Source organism: Streptomyces sp. NPDC050085 (assembly GCF_044460595.1).
Classification (GTDB): domain Bacteria; phylum Actinomycetota; class Actinomycetes; order Streptomycetales; family Streptomycetaceae; genus Streptomyces.
This window is the reverse complement of sequence record NZ_JBITJZ010000002.1, coordinates 107,146-127,371: the sequence shown is the minus strand read 5'-3', so window position 1 is coordinate 127,371 and position 20,226 is coordinate 107,146. Positions and strand designations below refer to the sequence as shown.

The window sequence follows — 20,226 nt, the reverse complement described above, 5'->3', positions numbered from 1 at the left end:
CTCGCCCTGCGCGTCGACGGTGATCTTCTGACTCAGGTCGCCGTTGGCCACGGCCGTGGTGACCTGCGCGATGTTGCGGACCTGGGAGGTCAGGTTCGACGCCATGAAGTTGACGTTGTCGGTGAGGTCCTTCCAGACGCCGGAGACGCCGCGGACCTGGGCGCGGCCGCCGAGTTGGCCTTCGGTGCCGACCTCGCGGGCGACGCGGGTGACCTCGTCGGCGAAGGCGGAGAGCTGGTCGACCATCGTGTTCACGGTCAGCTTCAGCTCGAGCAGCTCGCCGGTCGCCTCGATCGTGACCGTGCGCGTCAGGTCGCCCCGGGCCACCGCCGTCGTCACCAGGGCGATGTCCCGCACCTGCGCGGTGAGGCGCGAGGCCATCGTGTTGACCGCTTCCGTCACGTCGCGCCAACTGCCCGACAGGCCCTGCGCCTTGGCGCGACCGCCGAGGCGGCCCTCGGTGCCGACCTCGCGGGCCACCCGGGTCACTTCGCCCGTGAAGAGGGACAGCTGGTCCACCATCGTGTTGACGGCGCGGCCCAACCGGCGCAAATCGCCCCGGAGTTGGCGGTTGCCGTCGTGCAGGTCGACGCGCTGCGTCAGATCGCCGCCCGCGACCGCGTCGAGCACGCGCGTCGCGTTGGCCGCCGGGGCGACCAGGGCGCCGATGATGGTGTTGACGTCGTGGACGCGGGTGGCCCATCCGCCCTGGCCCGGGCTCGCCTCGAGCCGCTCGTCGAGCCGGCCGTGCCGGACGATCTCCCGGCGCACGCGCGTCAGTTCCATGTTGTAGTGGATGCTGCGGTCGATGAGCTGGTTGAAGACCGCCGCCAGCTCGCCCACCATTCCTTCGCCGACGTCCGGGAGGCGGGCGAAGTTCCCGTCGCGGGCAGAGGTCATCGCGGCCAGCAGCGGGCGGAGGTCGGGCGGCCGGATGACGTCGCCCTCCAGTCCGTTGTGATGCACACGCATAGCACTGTTTTCACTCATGGCGGCCCACTTCGGTAACTCGGCGCTTATGGGCGTGGTCAGTCTGTCACTCTGTGCGTGTCGCCTGAGGCGTCTTTGCCCGAACTGCTCAGGAGCCGAACGTGCGGTCCATTCCTATTCAGCGGGAGACCACCTTCAGTGGCGCGCATATGCCGGAACAGCCGCACGAGGGATGCGTTCTCGTACGTACCTCTCTTCCCGGTAACCCGCTCGCGCCCGCTGCCGCCCGCCGCTTCGTGCGCGCCGCGTTCGCCGACTGGACCGAGCAGGGACTGCCGGTCGCGACCGTCCTCAGCGACCGGCTCACCGACGACGCGGTCGTCATCCTGAGCGAGCTCGTCACGAACGCCGTGGTGCACGCGGGCACCAGCGTCGACCTGCTGTGCCGCATGGACGGGGCCGCCGCCGACGGCACCCCCGCCGGACTCGTCATCGAGGTCACCGATCACCACCCGTCCCGCGCCGTGCGCAACGACCGGGCACCCCGCTCGACCGAGACCCCCGAGTACGGCCGCGGCCTCCAACTCGTCGCGTCCCTCGCCGAGTCGTGGGGCATCACCTACCGGCCCGGCACCAAGACCGTCTGGGCCCGGCTGCGCACCGAGGACGTCGAGGAGGTGCCGGCCGCCCCCGACATCGACTCCTCCGTACGCGCCCTGGAGCGCGGCCTGCGCGCCGCCGAAATCCTCGCGCCCGTGCCCAGACGCCTGCCGCACGACCAGGACTGGATCAACCGCGGCGCGCTCTCCTTCCTCGCCGAGGCCTCCGACCTGCTCGCGGGCCAGCTCGACGAGGACATGGTCGCCGCGCTCGTCGGCCAGCTCCTGGTGCCGCGGCTCGCCGACTGGTGCGCGATCTGGTTCCACGACGAGGAGGGCCGGAGCCTGCCCGGCACCGCCGCGTACGACCTGCGCGGGGCGGACCCCATGCCCGCGCCGCGCCTGGCCCGCGTCTGGCACATGCACGAGGCCCGCACCGAGGAGCTGCGCCGGATCCTGGAGAAGGAGCCGCCACAGCTGCCCGACTCCGTGCGCACCGGGGCCGTCCCCGTGCCCTGGCCCTTCGAAACGCGGGGCGGCGCCGCCCTGGAGGACTCCGGATCCGCGCTCGCCTACCCGCTGTCCGCCGGCGGCCGCACCCTCGGCACCCTGCTCATCGGGCGCGCCGGGCTGCTCCGCTTCCCCGACGAGATCAACGGGCTCGTCGAGGACTTCAGCCGCCGGGTCGCGCTCGCCGTCAGCGCGGCCCGCCGCTTCACCCGGCAGGCCACCATCAGCCGCATCCTGCAGCGCGGCCTGCTGCCCACGTCCATCGCCGAGATCCCCGGCGTCAAGAGCGCCCTCGTCTACGAGCCCAAGGAACAGGGCGGCCCCGGCGGCGACTTCTACGACGTCTTCCCCGCGGGCGACGGCCGCTGGTGCTTCGCGCTCGGCGACGTCCAGGGCAAGGGACCCGAGGCGGCCGTCGTCATCGGGCTCGCCCGGCCCTGGCTGCGCCTGCTCGCCCGCGAGGGCTATCCGGTCGCCCAGGTCCTGGACCGGCTCAACCGGCTGCTGCTCGACGACGCCACCGAGGCCGCCGACGCCGCCGCCCGCGCGCTCGCCGCGGCCGGCGGCCAGGGCATCCCGCCCGAGGGCTCCGCCTCCCGCTTCCTCTCACTCCTGTACGGGGAGCTGATCCCGGCCGAGGACGGCAGCGGCATGTACTGCACGCTCGCCTCCGCCGGGCACCCGCTGCCCCTGCTGATGCGGCCCGACGGGCAGGTCGCCCCGGCGGCCGTCCCGCAGGTGCTGCTCGGAGTGGTCGACGACCCCGACTACACGAGCGAAACGTTCGAGCTGCACACCGGGGACACGCTCCTGTGCGTCACCGACGGGGTGACCGAGCGGCGCCGCGGGCACCACCAGTTCGACGACGGCGACGGGCTCACCCAGGCCCTCGCCGGGTGCGCGGGGCTCACCGCGCCGCTGCTCGCCGAGCGGATCCGGCGCCTGGTGCACGCCTTCGCGGACAGCCCGCCGGACGACGACCTCGCCCTGCTGGTGCTGCAGGCCCAGTGAACCCCGGGGAGGCTGGACAATGGGGGCATGCCTTCCGCACTCCCCGACGGCGAGCCCGTCCCCGCCGACGGTTCCCTGCCCGCCGCGGCCCTGGCCGACGCCGCGTCGCGTCCCCTCGGCTTCTACCTCCACGTCCCGTACTGCGCCACGCGCTGCGGGTACTGCGACTTCAACACCTACACGGCGACCGAGCTGCGCGGTACCGGAGGCGTCCTCGCCTCCCGTGACAACTACGCGGACACGCTGGTCGAAGAGGTGCGCCTGGCCCGCAAGGTGCTCGGGGACGACCCCCGGCCCGTGCGGACCGTCTTCGTCGGGGGCGGTACGCCGACGCTGCTGGCCGCCTCCGATCTCGTACGCATGCTGACGGCGATCCGCGACGAGTTCGGCCTGGCCGAGGACGCGGAGGTGACGACGGAGGCGAACCCGGAGTCCGTGGATCCGGCGTACCTGGCCGAGCTGCGGGCCGGCGGCTTCAATCGCGTCTCGTTCGGGATGCAGAGCGCGCGACAGCACGTACTGAAGGTCCTCGACCGTACGCACACGCCCGGGCGGCCAGAGGCGTGCGTCGCCGAGGCGCGGGCCGCCGGGTTCGAGCACGTGAACCTCGACCTGATCTACGGCACGCCGGGGGAGACGGACGAGGACTGGCGGGCGTCCCTGGACGCGGCCATCGGGGCCGGGCCCGACCACGTCTCCGCGTACGCGCTGATCGTCGAGGAGGGGACGCAGCTCGCTCGGCGGATCCGCCGTGGCGAGGTGCCGATGACCGACGACGACGTGCACGCCGACCGGTACCTGATCGCGGACGAGGTGCTGTCGGGGGCCGGGTTCGACTGGTACGAGGTGTCGAACTGGGCCACGTCCGAGGCGGGCCGGTGTCTGCACAACGAGTTGTACTGGCGGGGGGCCGACTGGTGGGGGGCCGGGCCCGGGGCGCACTCGCACGTGGGCGGGGTGCGGTGGTGGAACGTGAAGCATCCCGGGGCGTATGCGGGGGCGCTGGCCGCGGGGAAGTCGCCCGGGGCCGGGCGGGAGGTTCTCGCCGATGAGGACCGGCGGGTCGAGCGGATCCTGTTGGAGCTGCGGTTGAAGGACGGGTGTCCCGTGTCGTTGCTGAAGCCCGCGGGGCTGGCGGCGGCCCGGAAGGCTGTCGCGGGTGGGTTGTTGGAGGGGGCGGCGTTCGACGCGGGGCGGGCTGTGCTGACCCTGCGGGGGCGGTTGTTGGCGGACGGGGTTGTGCGGGACCTGGTCGACTGAGTTCGCCTGCTCGCGCCCACGCGGCGGAGCCGCATATCGGCACAGCCCCGCGTCCCTTACGGGGCCGTCACGAAGTCGATCAATTCCTCCACCCTGCCCAGGAGTTCCGGCTCCAGGTCCTTGTACGTGTGGACCCGGGACAGGATGTGCTGCCAGGCCTCGCCCGTGTTCGCCACTCGCCAGCCGAGTGCGCGGCACACGCCCGTCTTCCAGTCCTGGCCGTGCGGGATGCGGGGCCAGGCGTCGATGCCCACCGAGGACGGCTTCACCGCCTCCCAGATGTCGATGTACGGGTGGCCGACGACCAGGGCGTGTGCGCTCGTCACCGACTGCGCGATCTTCCATTCCTTGGTGCCGGGGACCAGGTGGTCGACCAGGACGCCGAGGCGTGCGTCGGGGCCCGGCGCGAACTCGGACACGATCGCCGGGAGGTCGTCGACGCCCTCGAGGAACTCGACCGCGACGCCCTCGATGCGCAGGTCGTCGCCCCAGACCCGCTCGATGAGTTCGGCGTCGTGCTTTCCCTCTACGTAGATGCGGCCGGCCCGGGCCACGCGGGCGCGGGCGCCGGGGACCGCCACCGAGCCCGACGCGGTGCGGGTCGGCCGGGCGGGGCCGCCCGCTGAAGGGCGTACGAGGGTGACGGGCTTGCCTTCGAGGAGGAAGCCGCGCGGCTCCATGGGGAAGACCCGGAGCTTGCCGAAGCGGTCCTCCAGGGTCACTGTCGGGCCCTGCGCCGTCTTCTCGACGCGAACCACCGCTCCGCAGAAGCCCGTAGTGACCTCCTCGACAACGAGGTCCTGGTCCGCCGGGACCTCGGGGGCCGGCTTGTTCCGCTTCCACGGGGGAGTCAGATCGGGGCTGTACTGGCGCATTCGGCCGACGATAGGAGAAGCGCGCAGGTCCCGGCTACGACACGCCGAAACGTGACGCCAGTGTGGCGCGCTGCTCGCGGACGAACGCCGCATTCACCACCGAACCGTGCCCGGGGACGTAGACCGCGTCCTCGCCGCCCAGGTCCAGGAGGCGGTCGAGCGCGGCCGGCCAGTGGTGCGGGGCCGCGTCCGGGCCCGCCTGGGGTTCGCCCGACTCCTCGACCAGGTCGCCGCAGAAGACGATCTCCCGGGTGCCGGGGACGCCGGGGACGCCGGGGACGAGGACCGCGAGGTCGTGGCCCGTGTGGCCCGGGCCGACGTTCGCGAGGAGCACCTGCAGGCCGTCGCCCAGGTCGAGCGTCCACTCCCCGCAGACCCGGTGGCGCGGTGTGACCAGGGTGTCGACGGCCTCGGCGGCCGCGTCCGGGTCGACGCCCTGACGTTCCGCGTCGACGCGGAGTTCGTCGGCGCCGGTCGCGAAGACGGTGTCGATGCCCGCGGCCCCGTAGACCTCGACGCCCGAGAACGCGGCGGTGCCGAGGACGTGGTCGAAGTGCGGGTGGGTCAGTGCGACATGGGTCACTCGCGCGTGTGGTCCGAGGAGGCGCTGGGCGTCCGTGCGCAGCCGGGAGCCTTCACGCAGTGTGGATCCGGTGTCGATCAGCAGGGCGGCGCCGTCGCCGACGACGAGGCCGGTCGTGCAGTCCCAGCCGGGCAGCCGGACCCGCCCCACGTGCGGTGCCAGCTCTTCCCATCCCGTGGACTTCCAGTCGATGCCGTGCATGTGTCGACGCTAGCGCCCTTGCCGGGGCCGTACCCGTCGGCCGTACACTGAGCCGGGGACGACTGGCACTCACCCGCAGCGAGTGCCAATCAGGTGCCGGACAGCAGGTGCCGGACAGGAAGACGCTGGAGGTGTGCGCCCGTGCTCAGTGAACGCAGGCTCGAAGTGCTGCGCGCCATCGTCCAGGACTACGTCGGCACCGAGGAGCCGGTCGGTTCCAAGGCGCTGACCGAGCGGCACAGTCTCGGCGTCTCGCCGGCGACCGTGCGCAACGACATGGCGGCCCTGGAGGACGAGGGGTTCATCGCCCAGCCGCACACCAGCGCCGGGCGCATCCCCACCGACAAGGGGTACCGCCTCTTCGTCGACAAGCTCACCGCGGTGAAGCCGATGACGGCGCCGGAGCGGCGCGCCGTGCAGAACTTCCTGGAGGGCGCCGTCGACCTGGACGACGTCGTCGGCCGGACCGTGCGGCTGCTCGCGCAGCTGACGCGGCAGGTCGCGGTCGTGCAGTACCCGTCCCTGACCCGCTCCACCGTGCGCCACTGCGAGCTGTTGTCGCTCGCGCCCGCCCGTCTGATGCTCGTACTGATCACGGACACCGGGCGCGTGGAGCAGCGGATGATCGACTGCCCGGCGCCGTTCGGCGAATCGTCCCTGGCGGACCTGCGGGCCCGGCTCAACAGCCGCGTCGCGGGCCGTCGCTTCGCCGACGTGCCGCAGCTGGTGCAGGATCTGCCGGAGGCCTTCGAAGCGGAGGACCGCGGCACGGTCGCGACGGTGCTCTCCACTCTGCTGGAGACGCTCGTCGAAGAATCCGAGGAACGGCTGATGATCGGCGGCACCGCCAATCTCACCCGCTTCGGACATGACTTTCCCCTCACCATCCGACCCGTCCTCGAGGCTCTCGAGGAGCAGGTCGTCCTCCTCAAGTTGCTTGGTGAGGTGGGGGATTCGGGCATGGCCGTACGGATCGGTCACGAGAACGCCCATGAGGGACTCAACTCCACGTCCGTCGTGTCGGTCGGCTACGGTTCGGGCGGCGAGGCAGTCGCCAAGCTCGGCGTGGTCGGACCGACCCGCATGGATTACCCGGGAACGATGGGAGCAGTACGCGCAGTGGCACGTTACGTCGGACAGATCCTGGCGGAGTCGTAAGTGGCCACGGACTACTACGCCGTACTCGGCGTGCGCCGCGACGCTTCCCAGGACGAGATCAAGAAGGCCTTCCGGAGGCTGGCCCGTGAGCTTCACCCGGATGTGAATCCGGACCCGAAGACTCAGGAGCGCTTCAAGGAGATCAACGCCGCATACGAGGTCCTCTCCGACCCGCAGAAGAAGCAGGTCTACGACCTGGGGGGCGACCCCCTGTCGCAGTCCGGCGGCGGGGCCGGCGGCTTCGGGCAGGGCGGGTTCGGGAACTTCTCGGACATCATGGACGCGTTCTTCGGGACGGCGTCGCAGCGTGGGCCGAGGTCCAGGACCCGTCGCGGCCAGGACGCCATGATCCGGCTCGAGGTCGAGCTGGACGAGGCCGCCTTCGGCACCACCAAGGACATCCAGGTCGACACCGCTGTCGTGTGTACGACCTGTAGTGGGGAAGGTGCCGCGCCGGGGACTTCCGCCCAGACCTGTGACATGTGTCGCGGGCGGGGCGAGGTTTCGCAGGTCACGCGGTCCTTCCTCGGGCAGGTCATGACCTCGCGGCCGTGTCCGCAGTGTCAGGGCTTCGGGACCGTGGTGCCGACGCCCTGCCCGGAGTGCGCCGGTGACGGTCGCATCCGGTCGCGGCGGACGCTGACCGTGAAGATCCCGGCCGGTGTGGACAACGGGACGCGGATCCAGCTCGCCGGCGAGGGCGAGGTCGGGCCCGGTGGCGGTCCGGCCGGGGATCTGTACGTCGAGATCCATGAGCTGCCGCATCCTGTTTTCCAGCGGCGCGGCGACGATCTGCACTGCACCGTGACCATCCCGATGACCGCGGCCGCTCTCGGTACGAAGGTGCCGCTGGAGACGCTCGACGGGCTCGAGGAGATCGACATCCGGCCCGGCACGCAATCGGGCCAGTCGGTGCCGCTGCACGGGCGCGGCGTCACGCATCTGCGGGGCGGCGGCCGGGGCGACCTGATCGTGCACGTCGAGGTGATGACGCCGCAGAAGCTCGACCCCGAGCAGGAGCGGTTGCTGCGCGAGCTGGCGGCGCTGCGGGGTGAGGAGCGGCCCACCGGGCAGTTTCAGCCGGGGCAGCAGGGGTTGTTCTCGCGGTTGAAGGATGCGTTCAACGGGCGTTGAGCCGGTGAATTCGGGGCTCGGGGGTGTTTCCCCCGGGCCCCTTTTCGCGGCTATTGGGGTGCCTCGGTCTGTGGGGTGCCGAGTGCTGGTTTCGTCGTGGCTGGTCGCGCAGTTCCCCGCGCCCCTGATAGCCGACCGCTGATTCGGACGTGCGGGCCGCACATGGCACGATGCCGGTATGTCCTCCTCCGCACTGAGCGATCTCTGTCCCTGTCCGATCGTGCAGGCCCCCATGGCGGGCGGTGCTTCCAGTCCCGCGCTCGTGGCTGCCGTGTGTGAGGCGGGTGGGCTCGGGTTTCTCGCTGCCGGGTACAAGACCGCCGACGGGATGTACCAGGAGATCAAGCAGGTGCGCGGGCTGACCGGGCGGCCCTTCGGCGTCAATCTGTTCATGCCGCAGGCCGAGTACCCCGGTGCAAGCACCGGCTCCACTGGAGCGGCTCGCGCCGCGCACTCTGTTGCGGCCAGTGTCGAGGTCTACCGGCACCAGCTCGCCGGGGAGGCCGGCTGGTACCAGACGCCGCTGGGGGATCCCGACAGCGGGCGCGACGACAATTTCGACGCCAAGCTCGCCATTCTCGTGGACGATCCGGTGCCGTTGGTGACCTTTACGTTCGGGTGCCCGAGCCGCGAGGTGATCGACTCGCTGCGCGGCGTGGGCACGCTCACCGCCGTCACCGTGACCACCGTCGAGGAGGCCCTCGCCGCGCAGTGGGCGGGCGCCGACGCGGTGTGCGTCCAGGGCATCGAGGCGGGCGGCCACCAGGGCACGCACCGCGACAACCCCGAGGCCGACGGCAGCGGCGTGGGACTGCTCGCGCTGATCGCCCAGGTGCGCGAGGTCGTGTCGCTGCCGATCATCGCCGCCGGCGGGATCATGCGGGGCGCGCAGGTCGCCGCGGTGCTGGCGGCCGGGGCCGATCTGGCGCAGTTGGGCACCGCGTTCCTCGTGACCCCGGAGTCCGGTGCGCCCGCGCTGCACAAGCGGGCCATGACCGATCCGCTGTTCACCCGGACCGAGTTGACCCGGGCGTTCTCCGGGCGCCCCGCGCGCGGGCTCGTCAACCGGTTCATGCGCGAGCACGGGCCGTACGCGCCCGCCGCGTACCCGGAGGTGCACCACATGACGTCGCCCCTGCGCAAGGCCGCGGCCAAGGCCGGTGACCCGCAGGCCATGGCGCTGTGGGCGGGGCAGGGGCACCGGCTCGCCCGGGAGCTGCCGGCCGGGCAGCTCGTCGAGGTGCTCGCTGCCGAACTCGCCGCCGCCAAGGCCGCGTTGGGGCAGCGGGGTGCCGCGTGACGGCGCCGGTGTTCGTTGTCGAGGCGGCCGAGGGCGTCGAGGGCGTCAAGGGTGGCGTGCCGGGCGACTGTACGTACGTACTGGACGGGCCCGAAGGGCGGCATGCCGTCTCCGTGAAGCGGCTGCGCGCCGGGGAGGCCGTGGTGCTCACCGACGGGCGCGGCGCGTGGTGCGAGGCGGTCGTGGCCGGGAGCGAGGGCAAGGACCGGCTGATCGTCGAGGCCGGGCCCGTGCGGGTCGAGGCCGAGGAACGGCCGCGGATCACCGTCGTACAGGCGCTGCCCAAGGGCGACCGGGGTGAGCTCGCCGTCGAGACGATGACCGAGACCGGGGTCGACGCGATCGTGCCGTGGTCGGCGTCGCGCTGCATCACGCAGTGGCGCGGCGAGCGTGGCGTGAAGGCGCTCGGCAAGTGGCGGGCGACCGCGCGCGAGGCGGGCAAGCAGTCGCGCCGGGTCCGGTTCCCCGAGGTCGCGGACGCCGCGTCCACGAAGGAGGTCGCGGCGCTGCTCGCCGGGGCCGATCTGGCGGTCGTCCTGCACGAGGACCGGGACGCGCCGAGCGCCGCGCTGGCCTCCGCCCCGCTGCCCACCGACGGGGAGATCGTGCTGGTCGTCGGGCCCGAGGGCGGGGTGTCGCCGGAGGAGCTCGAGGTGTTCGAGGCGGCCGGGGCCGGGGTGTTCCGGCTCGGGCGCAGTGTGCTGCGGACGTCCACCGCGGGGACGGCGGCGGTCGCGCTGCTGCTGGGGCGCACCGGGCGCTGGGGGTGACCCGGACCGCGCCTTGAGCGGTGCTCGAGGCGCCGAAAGAGGCCTACCGGCGGGGCGCGGTCGGTGGGACCCTGTCGCTTATGGGGGTATTGAGGCGCACCGGCAGCGGGTCACGGGCACAACGGGCGTTGGCCGTGGGCGGGTTGGTGGTCGCCGCCGTCACCGCGGGCGTCGCCTGTCAGCCGGTCGACGGGCAGCTGACTCCGGCGAACGTGGCGAGCACCACCGACCGCGAAGCCACGGTGGAGCTGAACCGGCAGCATGCGAACGTGCAGTCCCTGAGTTGCACCGCCTCGTACAGCAACGGCCGTGAGGTGAAAGGCAGTTCCACGCCGGACGAGGTCACCGTCGACTGCCGCGGGAAGGCCAAGGAGGGCCGGAACCTCACGCTCAAGGGGTGGGCGTACGGCGTCGTGCCCGGCAGGTGTGTGCGCGGGAGCTTCATCGCCCGGATCGACGGCAAGGTCTGGTTCCACCTTCAGGTCCTCGGGAACTGTGCCACCCCCGACTCCACGCCGCGGGCCCCCGGCAGCGACGACAAGCCTGCGCCGAAGCCGAAGGAGCACCGCACTCCGCGGACCCCGACCGTCACGAAGACGGTGACCGTGACCGTGACGGCCCAGCCGGGGAAATGATCTGAGGGGCTGACGCCGGGCGGGATGCAAATTTAGGGTGGCGGGGTGACGATGCCCGCAGCTTCCGCGTATCTCCGGTTTCCGCACCTGTACGGCGAGTTGGTGGTCTTCACCGCCGAGGACGACGTGTGGGCCGCGCCCCTCGACGGCGGCCGCGCCTGGCGCGTCAGCGCGGACAACATACCGGTCAGCCATCCCCGGATCTCCCCGGACGGGACGCACGTCGCGTGGACCTCGCGGCGCGACGGCGCGCCCGAGGTACACCTGGCACCCGTCGACGGAGGACCCGCCAAACGCCTTACGTACTGGGGGAGTTGGACCACCACCGTGCGCGGCTGGCTGCCCGACGGGCGGGTCCTCGCCACCAGTACGCAGGGGCAGGCGTCGCTGCGCCGCAGCTGGGCCCGGGCCGTGCCGCTGGACGGCGGGCCCGCCGAGGTCCTGCCGTACGGGCGGGTCGGCGGCGTCGCCTTCGGCCCCGACTCCCGCGTGGTACTGCTGTCCGCGCCGATGGGACGGGAGGCCGCGTGGTGGAAGCGGTACCGGGGCGGTACGGCGGGGAAGTTGTGGATCGCCTCCATAGGCGCGGAAGGCGCGGAAGGCGCCCGGGAGTTCGCGCGGCTGCACGCGGGGCTCGACGGGAACGTGGAGTACCCGATGTGGGTCGGGGAGCGCGTCGCGTTCCTGTCCGACCACGAGGGCGTCGGCGCGCTGTACTCGTCCCTCGCCGACGGGTCCGCGCTGCGGCGCCACACCGGCCTGGACGGCTTCTACGCACGGCACGCCGCCACCGACGGAACGCGCGTCGTGTACGCAAGTGCCGGTGAACTGTGGGTCGTTGACGACCTGGAGGCCGCCGAGCCCCGGCGGCTCGACGTGCGGCTCGGCGGGCAGCGGGTCGATCTGCAGCCGCGGCCCGTCGACGCCGGGCACTGGTTCGGTGCCGGATCGCCCGACCACACGGGACGTGGCAGCGCCGTGTCCGTGCGCGGCGCCGTGCACTGGGTGACGCACCGGGCCGGGCCCGCCCGTGCGCTCGCCGCCGAGCCGGGGGTGCGGGCCCGGCTCCCGCACACGTTCCGCGTCGACGGCGAGGAACACGTGGTGTGGGTGACCGACGCGGAGGGCGACGACGCCCTCGAGTTCGCGCCCGCCACCGGTGCCGCGCCCGGCGCGACCCCGCGCAGGCTGGGCGGCGGACGGCTGGGCCGCGTCCTCGGGCTCGCCGTCGCCCCCGACGGCGGGCGGGTCGCCGTGGCCGCGCACGACGGGCGGATCCTCCTCGTCGAGCGGGACAGCGGCGACGTACGCGAAGTCGACCGCAGCGAGGACGGGCACGCGACCGGGCTCGCCTTCTCGCCCGACTCGGCGTGGCTCGCCTGGTCGCACCCCGGGCCGCACGGGCTGCGCCAGCTCAAGCTCGCCAACGCCGCCGACCTGGCGGTGAGCGAGGCGACGCCGCTGCGGTTCCGGGACTACGCGCCCGCGTTCACCCTCGACGGCAAGCACCTGGCGTTCCTGTCGGCGCGCTCCTTCGACCCGGTCTACGACGAGCACTCCTTCGACCTGGCCTTCGTCGGCGGGGCCCGGCCGCATCTGATCACGCTCGCCGCGACGACCCCGTCCCCGTTCGGGCCGCAGCGCCACGGGCGGCCGTTCGACGCGCCCGAGAATCCGGGCGCCGAGACGCCCGACAGCGAGGGCGCGCCCGCCACCCGCGTCGACCTGGAGGGGCTCGTCGACCGCATCGTGCCGTTCCCCGTCGAGGCCGCCCGCTACTCGACGCTGCGCACCGCCAAGGACGGCGTGCTGTGGCTGCGGCACCCGGTGACCGGCGTGCTCGGCGACTCGCGTGCCGAGCGCGGCGACCCCGAGCCGAAGACCCGCCTCGAACGCTACGACCTCGTCCAGCAGCGCATCGAGGAACTCGGCGGCGACGCCGACCACTTCGAGGTCTCCGGCGACGGCAAGCGGGCCCTGCTGTGGACCGGCGAGGTCCTCAAGGTCGTCCCCAGCGACCGGCGGCCCGCGCACGACGACGACAGCGACACGAACATCACCGTCGACCTCTCCCGCATCCGCCAGAGTCTCGACCCGGCGGCCGAGTGGCGGCAGATGTACGACGAGACCGGCCGCCTGATGCGTGACAACTTCTGGCGCGCCGACATGAACGGCGTCGACTGGCAAGGGGTGTTGGACCGCTACCGGCCCGTCCTCGACCGGGTCGCCACGCACGACGACCTGGTCGACCTGCTGTGGGAGGTGCAGGGGGAGCTCGGCACGTCCCACGCGTACGTGATGCCGCGCGGCGGCGGATCCGCGACCCGCGCCCTCGGGCTGCTCGGGGCCGACATCTCCCGTCACGAGGACGGCAGTTGGCGTGTCGATCGGGTGCTGCCGTCCGAGACGTCCGACCCGCGCGCCCGCTCCCCGCTCGCCGCACCCGGGGTCGCGGTGCGCGCCGGGGACGCGCTCGTGGCGATCGGCGGGCGGCCCGTCGACCCGGTCACGGGCCCGGGCCCGCTGCTCGTCGGCACCGCCGACAAGCCCGTCGAGCTGACCGTCTCCCCGGCCGGCGGCGGTGACGTGCGGCACGTGGTCGTGGTGCCGCTCGCCGACGAGGAGCCGCTGCGCTACCACGCGTGGGTCGCGGAGCGGCGGGCGTACGTCCACGAACGGTCGGGCGGACGGCTCGGCTACCTCCACGTGCCCGACATGCAGGCGCCCGGCTGGGCCCAGATCCACCGCGACCTCAGCGTCGAGGTGGCGCGGGACGGGCTCGTCGTGGACGTCCGCGAGAACCGGGGCGGGCACACGTCGCAACTCGTCGTGGAGAAGCTGGCCCGCCGGGTCGTCGGCTGGGACGTCCCGCGCGACAGCCGCCCCTTCACGTACCCGATGGACGCGCCCCGGGGTCCCGTCGTCGCCGTCGCCAACGAGTTCTCCGGGTCCGACGGCGACATCGTCAACGCGGCGATCAAGGCGCTCGGCATCGGGCCCGTGGTCGGGGTGCGTACGTGGGGCGGAGTGATCGGCATCGACAGCCGGTACCGCCTGGTGGACGGGACGCTGGTGACGCAGCCCAAGTACGCGACCTGGATGGAGGGTTACGACTGGGGGCTCGAGAACCACGGGGTCGATCCCGACGTGGAGGTCGTCGAGACCCCGGACGACGTGGCCTGTGGCCGTGACCCGCAGTTGGACGAGGCGATACGCATCGCGCTGGCGTCGCTGGCGGAGACCCCGGCGAAGGCTGCGCCTTCGATCCCGGATGCGCCGTAGCTCCGCCGGTTGAGCCGCCGAGTGCGGGCCGGTGGGGCTTCTCGCGCAGTTCCCACGGGCCGTCAGTCGCGGACGATGAGCAACCCGGCAGACGCGCCGCGTCGCCCACCGGACCTGATCGATACGATGCCGCGTACCAAGACACCCCGCATAAGGAGCCCGCACGTGACCGGCGAACCCCAGGCGGACTGCCTGTTCTGCAAGATCGTCGCGGGCGACGTGCCCGCCACCCTGGTGCGCGAGACCCCGACCACCGTGGCGTTCCGCGACATCAACCCGCAGGCCCCGACCCACGTCCTGGTGATCCCCCGCGTCCACCATCCGGACGTCGCCTCGCTGGCCGCCGCGGAGCCGGAGATCGCCGCCGACGTGCTGCGCGAGGCGGGCGAAGTGGCCAAGGAGGAGAAGCTGGACAGCTACCGGCTCGTGTTCAACACGGGCAGCGGCGCCGGCCAGACCGTCTTCCACGCGCACGCCCACGTCCTCGGCGGACGCGGCCTGCAGTGGCCCCCCGGTTAAGCCGGGCCGGATCGGATCGAGCGGCCAACCACCCATGTCCGTACGGGAATTCGTCGTGCTCGGCACCGCAAGCCAGGTGCCGACCCGACACCGCAACCACAACGGCTACCTGCTGCGCTGGGACAGTGAGGGGATCCTCTTCGATCCCGGCGAGGGCACCCAGCGGCAGATGCTGCGCGCCGGGGTCGCCGCGCACGACCTGAACCGGATCTGCGTCACGCACTTCCACGGCGACCACTCGCTGGGCCTCGCCGGTGTCATCCAGCGCATCAACCTCGACCGCGTACCGCATCCGGTGACGGCGCACTATCCGGCGTCCGGGCAGCGGTTCTTCGACCGGCTGCGGTACGCGACCGCGTACCGGGAGACCGTCGAGATCGCCGAGGAGCCGGTGAGCGGGGACGGCGCCGTGCTCGCCGAGACGCCCGCGTACCGGCTCGAGGCGCGCAGGCTGTCGCACCCCGTCGAGTCGTACGGCTACCGGCTGGTCGAGCCCGACGGGCGGCGGATGCTGCCCGAGCGGCTCGCCGAGCACGGGATCGCCGGGCCCGACGTGGGGCGGCTGCAGCGCGAGGGACGCCTTGGCGACGTGACGCTCGACGACGTCAGCGAGGTGCGGCGCGGGCAGCGCGTCGCGTTCGTGATGGACACCCGGCTGTGCGCGGGGGTCACCGACCTCGCCGAGGGGTGCGACCTGCTCGTCATCGAGTCGACCTTTCTGGACGAGGACGGTCAACTGGCCGCCGATCACGGGCACTTGACCGCCGGACAGGCGGCCCGCGTCGCCCGCGACGGCGGCGTGCGCCACCTGGTGCTCACGCACTTCAGCCAGCGCTACACCGACCCGGAGGAGTTCGCGCGGCAGGCGCGGGCCGCCGGATTCGAGGGGGAGCTGACGGTCGCCCGCGACCTGGACCGCGTGCAGGTGCCGAAGCGCACATGATCCGTGCGTACGATGCGCAGATGTCCCTCGCACCACTTGCCCGCATCCCCAAGGCGGAGCTGCACCTGCACATCGAAGGCACGCTCGAACCGGAGCTGGCCTTCGTCCTCGCCGAGCGCAACGGCTTCCGGCTCCCGTACGCCGACACCGAGGCGCTGCGGAAGGCGTATCTCTTCGAGGACCTGCAGTCGTTCCTCGACCTCTACTACTCGCTGATGGCCGTGCTCATCACCGAGGACGACTTCGAAGCGCTCGCCGAGGCGTATCTGGAGCGCGCGGCCGAGCAGGGCGTGCGGCACGCCGAGATCTTCTTCGACCCGCAGGCGCACATGGCGCGCGGTGTGGAGATGGGGACGGTCGTGCGCGGCCTGGCGCGCGCCCTCGGGCGCAGCGAGGAGCGGCACGGCATCTCCACCAAGCTCATCATGTGCTTCCTGCGCGACCAGTCCGCCGAGTCGGCGATGGAGACGCTGGCGGCGGCGAAGCCGTATCTGGAGCACATCGTCGGCGTCGGGCTCGACTCCGCCGAAGTCGGCAACCCCGCCTCGAAGTTCCGTGACGTGTACGACGCCGCGGGCGCCCTGGGGCTGCGGAAGGTCGCGCACGCGGGGGAGGAGGGCGACCCGTCGTACGTGTGGGAGGCCCTGGACGTGCTGGGTGTCGAGCGCGTCGACCACGGCCTGCGGTCATTGGAGGACCCGGAGCTGGTCGCCCGGCTCGTCCGGGACCGCATCCCGCTGACCCTGTGCCCGCTGTCCAACGTGCGGCTGCGCGCCATCGACGTCCTGGAGGAGCACCCGCTGCCGCGGATGCTGGACGCCGGGCTGCTGTGCACGGTGAACTCCGACGATCCCTCGTACTTCGGCGGGTACGTCGGCGACACCTTCCACGCCGTCCACGAGGCGCTCGGCCTGGACCACGAACGGCTGCGGGAGCTGGCCCGCAACTCGTTCGTGGCGTCCTTCCTGGACGGCAGCGAGGAGGACGAGGCGCGCCGGGCGCGCTACCTCGCCGAGGTCGAGGCGTACGACTTCGAGGGCTGAGCGGGCTCCTGAACGGGCTCCTGAACGGGCAGGGGCGCTTCTTCGGGGGTGGTGAACTCGGCCTGGACCGGGCCGAGTTCACCGGCGGGCACCTCGATCTCGACGACCGGCTGCTCGGGCACCGCGGTCGGCGGGACGAACGCGCCGACCGGGGCGCCGCTGCGGCGCCGGGCCGCGGCCGCGAACAGCGGGCGGCCACCCGTGTGCAGGGCCACCCCGGTCAGCGGCACCGCCAGCAGGAGCAGGGCGGCGGCGAGCGCCGCGCCCATCGTCGGGAAGCCCACCGACTGCGAGAGCGAACTGCCCACCAGGGGGCCGCACGCCGTGCCCAGCGACGACGCCGAGCCGACGAGGACCGCCCAGCGGCCGCGCGGGTCGAGCGAGGCGGCGAGGCCCAGCAGATAGGACAGGACCACCGGGTACAGGGTGTTCCAGGCGATCTCGCCGGTCGCGAAGGTGGCGAGGCCGTCCGCGCGGGCGCTGAGCGCGATGCAGCAGGCGATGGCGGCGGTGCCCGCGCCGATCGGCAGGGCGCGGCCGAGCCGGGCGCCGAGCGCGCCCGCGCCGATCACGCCGAGCAGGCCCGCGCCGAGCGCCACCGCGAAGACCGAGCCGACGGCGACCTCGGACAGTCCCGCCTGGTCGGTGCCGATGCGGCTGCTGACGCCCCACAGGGAGTTCTGCGCCATGGACCAGCAGACGATCACGGTGGCCAGGACGAGGCCTGAACGGGCGTACGGGAGCGGGGACTTGGGGGCCGGGGCCGCGCTGTTGTCCGGGCCCGCCGGGTCGGAGAGGCGGTTCGTCGCGGGCCACACGGCGAGGGCCGTGACGGCGAGCGCGGCGAAGGGGAGGGCGTGCCCGCTCGGGCTGATCCGGGGGATCGTCAGATAGAGGGCGCCCGCGAGCGCGGAGACGGTGAGCAGGCCGAGCGTGGACGCGCGGTGCGGGTCCTTCTGCGCGGCGATGCCGGTCGCGGCGACGGCGGTGGCCGTGCCCGAGCCGAAGCCGCCGAGCATCGCACCTGCGACGACCAGGGGTATGGAGGCGGACAGGGCCGCGGTGCCGTAGCCGACGGCGGCGAGGAGGAGTCCTGCGCGGGCGGCGCGGCGGGCGCCGACGCGTTCGACGCGGGACGCGAGCGTGAAGCCCGCGGTGGCCGAGCTCAGCAGCAGTGCGCTGCCGGCCAGACCGGCCTGGGTGGGTGAGAGCCGCAGGCTGTCGGCGAGACGGCCGACGACGGTGGGCAGCAGATAGGCAGCGAGGTAGCCGGCCGTGAAGAGGGCTATGAGGGCGGGCTTCGAGAAGGAGGTGCGGCCCGCAGGGCCCCTGTTGAGGGCGGTGGTGGGAGACGGGAGGGCGCGCGAAGACACGGGCAGTCCTGGAGACGGACCCCCTGCCTTGGCCGCTGTTTTGGGCAAGGGGGTGGTAAGGAAAGGGAGTTGGGGGGGCGTGGCGTCTTTGCGAACGGGACCGAACCGGGGACGCCTGCGCGGCCAATTTGTATCAAGCCGGAGGGGCCGCGCAGAAGTCGGGGATGTGTGACCTGCGGCACGTTTGGTTTGGGGGTGGTTCGGTCGGGTATCGGGTTGCCTCGGCTCTTGCGACATCTATCGAGATTCGATAGATTCCCATCGTTGTTCGATGGGGAGAGGGGTCATGGGGAAGCTGACCGTGCGCGCGCTGCGTGCCGTGCTCGTGGTGGTGCTCGCCGGCACCGTGCTCGTCCAGGCGTTGATGGTGTGGGCGCTGGTCAGTGGGAACGATCCGGAGGACGGGTCGCTGCCGCTGACCGCGTTGCGCGTGGTCACGATCCTGGGCATCGGGGCGGCCCAGGTCGCCCTGGTCTGCGTAGGGCGACTGGTCACGATGGTGCGACGCGGAACCGTGTTCTCCCACGCCGCCTTCCGGTACGTGGACGGCATCATCGGCGCGATCGTCGCCGCCGCCCTCGTGTGGTTCGCCGTCACCGCCCTGAACGCGCCCGGCCAGCGGGACGACCCGGGCGTCACCCTCATCATGGGCGGGATCGGCCTGGCCATCCTGGGGGTCGCGCTCATCGTGCTCGTGCTGCGGATGCTGCTCGCCCAGGCCGTCGCCCGTGATGCCGAGGCGGCGCAGATGCGGGCCGAGTTGGACGAGGTCATCTGATGCCGATCGCCGTCGACATCGACGTGATGCTGGCCAGGCGGAAGATGTCCGTGGGCGAACTCGCGGACCGCGTGGGGATCACCCCCGCCAACCTGGCGGTGCTCAAGAACGGCCGCGCCAAGGCGGTCCGCTTCGCGACGCTCGCCGCGCTCTGCGAGGTGCTCGAGTGCCAGCCGGGCGACCTGCTGCGCTGGGAGGCCGAGGAGGCCGAGGGGGCCGACGGCGAATAGGGGACCTAGGGCGTGTCTTCAAACTCCCTCCCCCGGCCGAAGGCTGGGGGAGTGCCGGGTGCCGACCCTCGTACTGGATGTACTTGGGTCTGCGCCCGGTGCGGCGAAGGGGGCACCTCCCTGCTCGAGGTTGTTCGAGAGCTTGGGGGCGCGTGCCAGACGTCGTGAGGCTGGGGGCACCTCCCAGCGTTAGCTGGGGAGGGAGTTTGAAGACACGCCCTAGCGCCAGTCGGGCGTGCCCGAGCCGCCTCGGTGGGCCGCCGTCTCGATCTTCGAGCGGGTCTCGCGCATGACCGCCACGATCCGCTCCTCGTGCTCGGGCGTGAGCCGGGCGACCGGCACCGAGCAGCTGATCGCGTCGTGTGCGGGAGCGGCGTAGCGCAGGGCGAAGCCGAAGCCGACGATGCCGGCCACGCCCTCCTCGCGGTCGATCGAGTACCCGCGGGCCCTGGTCGCATCGAGGTCGGCGGCGAGCGATTCGCGGGTGGTGTGCGTGTTCACGGTCGCCCGGGCGTAGGGGCCCTTCGGCAGTTGTGCGTCCGGGCGTTCGGCGAGCAGTGCCTTGCCGAGCGCGCCGACGTACGCGGGCAGGCGACGCCCCACGCGGCTGATGGTGCGCAGGTACTCGTGCGACTCGCGGGTGGCGAGATAGGCGACGTCGAACCCGTCGAGCCGGCCCAGGTGGATCGTCTCGCCGAGCGCCGTGGACGCCTCGTCGAGGAAGGGGCGCGCGGTGCGTACGTGCGGGTCGGTATCGAGGTAGCTGGTGCCGGTCAGCAGGGCGTGGATGCCGATGCCGTAGAGCGATCCGGTGACGTCGGTGCGGACCCAGCCGCGTGCGATGAGGGTCTGCAGCAGCGCGTACATGGAGCTGCGCGGCACGGCCAGCTCGTCGGCGAGCTCCTGGAGGCGGGCCGGGCGGTCGCCGCGGGCGGCGAGGACTTCGAGCAGCTCGACGGTGCGGGCCGCGGACTTCACCTCGCGGACGCCGCGGGGCGCTTCGCTGGGGGCGTGGGGCTCCGACATGGAGGTGATCGTATGCGCCGGGCGAGGGGCACGGGGTGCCGCGGCGGCGTTGACGAGACCTGTTCG

Annotated in this window: 18 protein-coding genes; 13 read left to right on the top strand and 5 right to left on the bottom strand. The window is 72.6% G+C overall.

Annotated elements, in window-relative coordinates; all coding sequences use genetic code 11:
* Window positions 1–990, bottom strand: a 990-nt coding sequence (locus tag ACIBUY_RS08980) for a HAMP domain-containing protein (RefSeq protein ID WP_399152225.1), incomplete at its 3' end; no start/stop codon positions are given.
* 149 nt (window positions 991–1,139) lie between these two features.
* On the opposite strand from ACIBUY_RS08980, the gene ACIBUY_RS08975 reads away from it, so the two are divergent.
* Window positions 1,140–3,050, top strand: coding sequence for a SpoIIE family protein phosphatase (locus tag ACIBUY_RS08975; protein WP_399152520.1), 1,911 nt, complete (start codon window positions 1,140–1,142; stop codon window positions 3,048–3,050).
* Window positions 3,051–3,077: 27 nt separating this feature from the next.
* Window positions 3,078–4,310, top strand: coding sequence for a radical SAM family heme chaperone HemW (gene hemW, locus ACIBUY_RS08970; protein WP_365568460.1), 1,233 nt, complete (start codon window positions 3,078–3,080; stop codon window positions 4,308–4,310).
* Between the two features lie 56 nt (window positions 4,311–4,366).
* Here hemW and ACIBUY_RS08965 read toward each other — a convergent pair whose 3' ends face one another.
* Both ACIBUY_RS08965 and ACIBUY_RS08960 read right to left on the bottom strand, forming a co-directional pair.
* Window positions 4,367–5,185 (bottom strand): DUF3097 domain-containing protein, encoded by an 819-nt coding sequence (locus ACIBUY_RS08965; protein WP_365568457.1) that lies wholly within the window; start codon window positions 5,183–5,185, stop codon window positions 4,367–4,369.
* A gap of 34 nt (window positions 5,186–5,219) precedes the next feature.
* Window positions 5,220–5,969 (bottom strand): MBL fold metallo-hydrolase, encoded by a 750-nt coding sequence (locus tag ACIBUY_RS08960; RefSeq protein ID WP_399152224.1) that lies wholly within the window; start codon window positions 5,967–5,969, stop codon window positions 5,220–5,222.
* A 141-nt stretch (window positions 5,970–6,110) separates the two neighbouring features.
* Between ACIBUY_RS08960 and hrcA the strand changes: the two genes are divergently transcribed.
* The 9 genes from hrcA (at window position 6,111) to ACIBUY_RS08915 (ending at window position 16,753) form a co-directional block, all read left to right on the top strand.
* Window positions 6,111–7,127 (top strand): heat-inducible transcriptional repressor HrcA, encoded by a 1,017-nt coding sequence (gene hrcA / locus ACIBUY_RS08955; RefSeq protein WP_365568451.1) that lies wholly within the window; start codon window positions 6,111–6,113, stop codon window positions 7,125–7,127.
* Complete coding sequence (dnaJ, locus tag ACIBUY_RS08950) at window positions 7,128–8,261, top strand: molecular chaperone DnaJ (protein ID WP_365568448.1); 1,134 nt, start codon at window positions 7,128–7,130, stop codon at window positions 8,259–8,261.
* A gap of 178 nt (window positions 8,262–8,439) precedes the next feature.
* Window positions 8,440–9,561, top strand: a complete 1,122-nt coding sequence (locus ACIBUY_RS08945) for a nitronate monooxygenase (protein WP_365568445.1) — start codon at window positions 8,440–8,442, stop codon at window positions 9,559–9,561.
* Window positions 9,558–10,331 (top strand): 16S rRNA (uracil(1498)-N(3))-methyltransferase, encoded by a 774-nt coding sequence (locus ACIBUY_RS08940; protein WP_365568442.1) that lies wholly within the window; start codon window positions 9,558–9,560, stop codon window positions 10,329–10,331. The genes ACIBUY_RS08945 and ACIBUY_RS08940 overlap by 4 nt, the downstream gene beginning before the upstream one ends.
* Before the next feature lie 134 nt (window positions 10,332–10,465).
* Window positions 10,466–10,966: a hypothetical protein gene (locus ACIBUY_RS08935; protein ID WP_365568440.1), complete on the top strand. Its 501-nt coding sequence runs from the start codon at window positions 10,466–10,468 to the stop codon at window positions 10,964–10,966.
* Window positions 10,967–11,017: 51 nt separating this feature from the next.
* Complete coding sequence (locus ACIBUY_RS08930; protein WP_399152223.1) at window positions 11,018–14,248, top strand: S41 family peptidase; 3,231 nt, start codon at window positions 11,018–11,020, stop codon at window positions 14,246–14,248.
* Window positions 14,249–14,413: 165 nt separating this feature from the next.
* Complete coding sequence (locus ACIBUY_RS08925) at window positions 14,414–14,767, top strand: histidine triad nucleotide-binding protein (RefSeq protein ID WP_365577383.1); 354 nt, start codon at window positions 14,414–14,416, stop codon at window positions 14,765–14,767.
* 34 nt (window positions 14,768–14,801) lie between these two features.
* Window positions 14,802–15,710, top strand: coding sequence for a ribonuclease Z (locus tag ACIBUY_RS08920; RefSeq protein ID WP_399152222.1), 909 nt, complete (start codon window positions 14,802–14,804; stop codon window positions 15,708–15,710).
* Window positions 15,711–15,730: 20 nt separating this feature from the next.
* Window positions 15,731–16,753: an adenosine deaminase gene (locus tag ACIBUY_RS08915; protein ID WP_365577379.1), complete on the top strand. Its 1,023-nt coding sequence runs from the start codon at window positions 15,731–15,733 to the stop codon at window positions 16,751–16,753.
* Here ACIBUY_RS08915 and ACIBUY_RS08910 read toward each other — a convergent pair.
* Window positions 16,714–18,042, bottom strand: a complete 1,329-nt coding sequence (locus ACIBUY_RS08910) for an MFS transporter (protein ID WP_399152519.1) — start codon at window positions 18,040–18,042, stop codon at window positions 16,714–16,716. The genes ACIBUY_RS08915 and ACIBUY_RS08910 overlap by 40 nt on opposite strands.
* A gap of 370 nt (window positions 18,043–18,412) precedes the next feature.
* Here ACIBUY_RS08910 and ACIBUY_RS08905 point away from each other — a divergent pair, with 370 nt between their 5' ends.
* Complete coding sequence (locus ACIBUY_RS08905) at window positions 18,413–18,904, top strand: DUF2975 domain-containing protein (protein ID WP_365577377.1); 492 nt, start codon at window positions 18,413–18,415, stop codon at window positions 18,902–18,904.
* Complete coding sequence (locus ACIBUY_RS08900) at window positions 18,904–19,134, top strand: helix-turn-helix transcriptional regulator (protein ID WP_365577375.1); 231 nt, start codon at window positions 18,904–18,906, stop codon at window positions 19,132–19,134. Before ACIBUY_RS08905 ends, ACIBUY_RS08900 begins: the two co-directional genes overlap by 1 nt.
* 219 nt (window positions 19,135–19,353) lie before the next feature.
* Here the strand turns inward: ACIBUY_RS08900 and ACIBUY_RS08895 are convergent, their stop codons facing one another.
* The gene (locus tag ACIBUY_RS08895; protein ID WP_365577373.1) at window positions 19,354–20,160 is read right to left on the bottom strand and encodes an IclR family transcriptional regulator; all 807 of its coding nucleotides are present in this window, start codon (window positions 20,158–20,160) and stop codon (window positions 19,354–19,356) included.
* Window positions 20,161–20,226: the final 66 nt, after the last annotated feature.

Coding starts and splice junctions, on each gene's coding strand:
- ACIBUY_RS08900 (WP_365577375.1), top strand. CDS start 18,904: ATGCCGATCGCCGTCGACATCGACGTGATGCTGGCCAGGCGGAAGATG.
- hemW (WP_365568460.1), top strand. CDS start 3,078: ATGCCTTCCGCACTCCCCGACGGCGAGCCCGTCCCCGCCGACGGTTCC.
- ACIBUY_RS08895 (WP_365577373.1), bottom strand. CDS start 20,160: ATGTCGGAGCCCCACGCCCCCAGCGAAGCGCCCCGCGGCGTCCGCGAG.
- ACIBUY_RS08915 (WP_365577379.1), top strand. CDS start 15,731: ATGTCCCTCGCACCACTTGCCCGCATCCCCAAGGCGGAGCTGCACCTG.
- ACIBUY_RS08920 (WP_399152222.1), top strand. CDS start 14,802: ATGTCCGTACGGGAATTCGTCGTGCTCGGCACCGCAAGCCAGGTGCCG.
- ACIBUY_RS08905 (WP_365577377.1), top strand. CDS start 18,413: ATGGGGAAGCTGACCGTGCGCGCGCTGCGTGCCGTGCTCGTGGTGGTG.
- ACIBUY_RS08975 (WP_399152520.1), top strand. CDS start 1,140: ATGCCGGAACAGCCGCACGAGGGATGCGTTCTCGTACGTACCTCTCTT.
- ACIBUY_RS08960 (WP_399152224.1), bottom strand. CDS start 5,969: ATGCACGGCATCGACTGGAAGTCCACGGGATGGGAAGAGCTGGCACCG.
- ACIBUY_RS08930 (WP_399152223.1), top strand. CDS start 11,018: ATGCCCGCAGCTTCCGCGTATCTCCGGTTTCCGCACCTGTACGGCGAG.
- ACIBUY_RS08945 (WP_365568445.1), top strand. CDS start 8,440: ATGTCCTCCTCCGCACTGAGCGATCTCTGTCCCTGTCCGATCGTGCAG.
- ACIBUY_RS08965 (WP_365568457.1), bottom strand. CDS start 5,185: ATGCGCCAGTACAGCCCCGATCTGACTCCCCCGTGGAAGCGGAACAAG.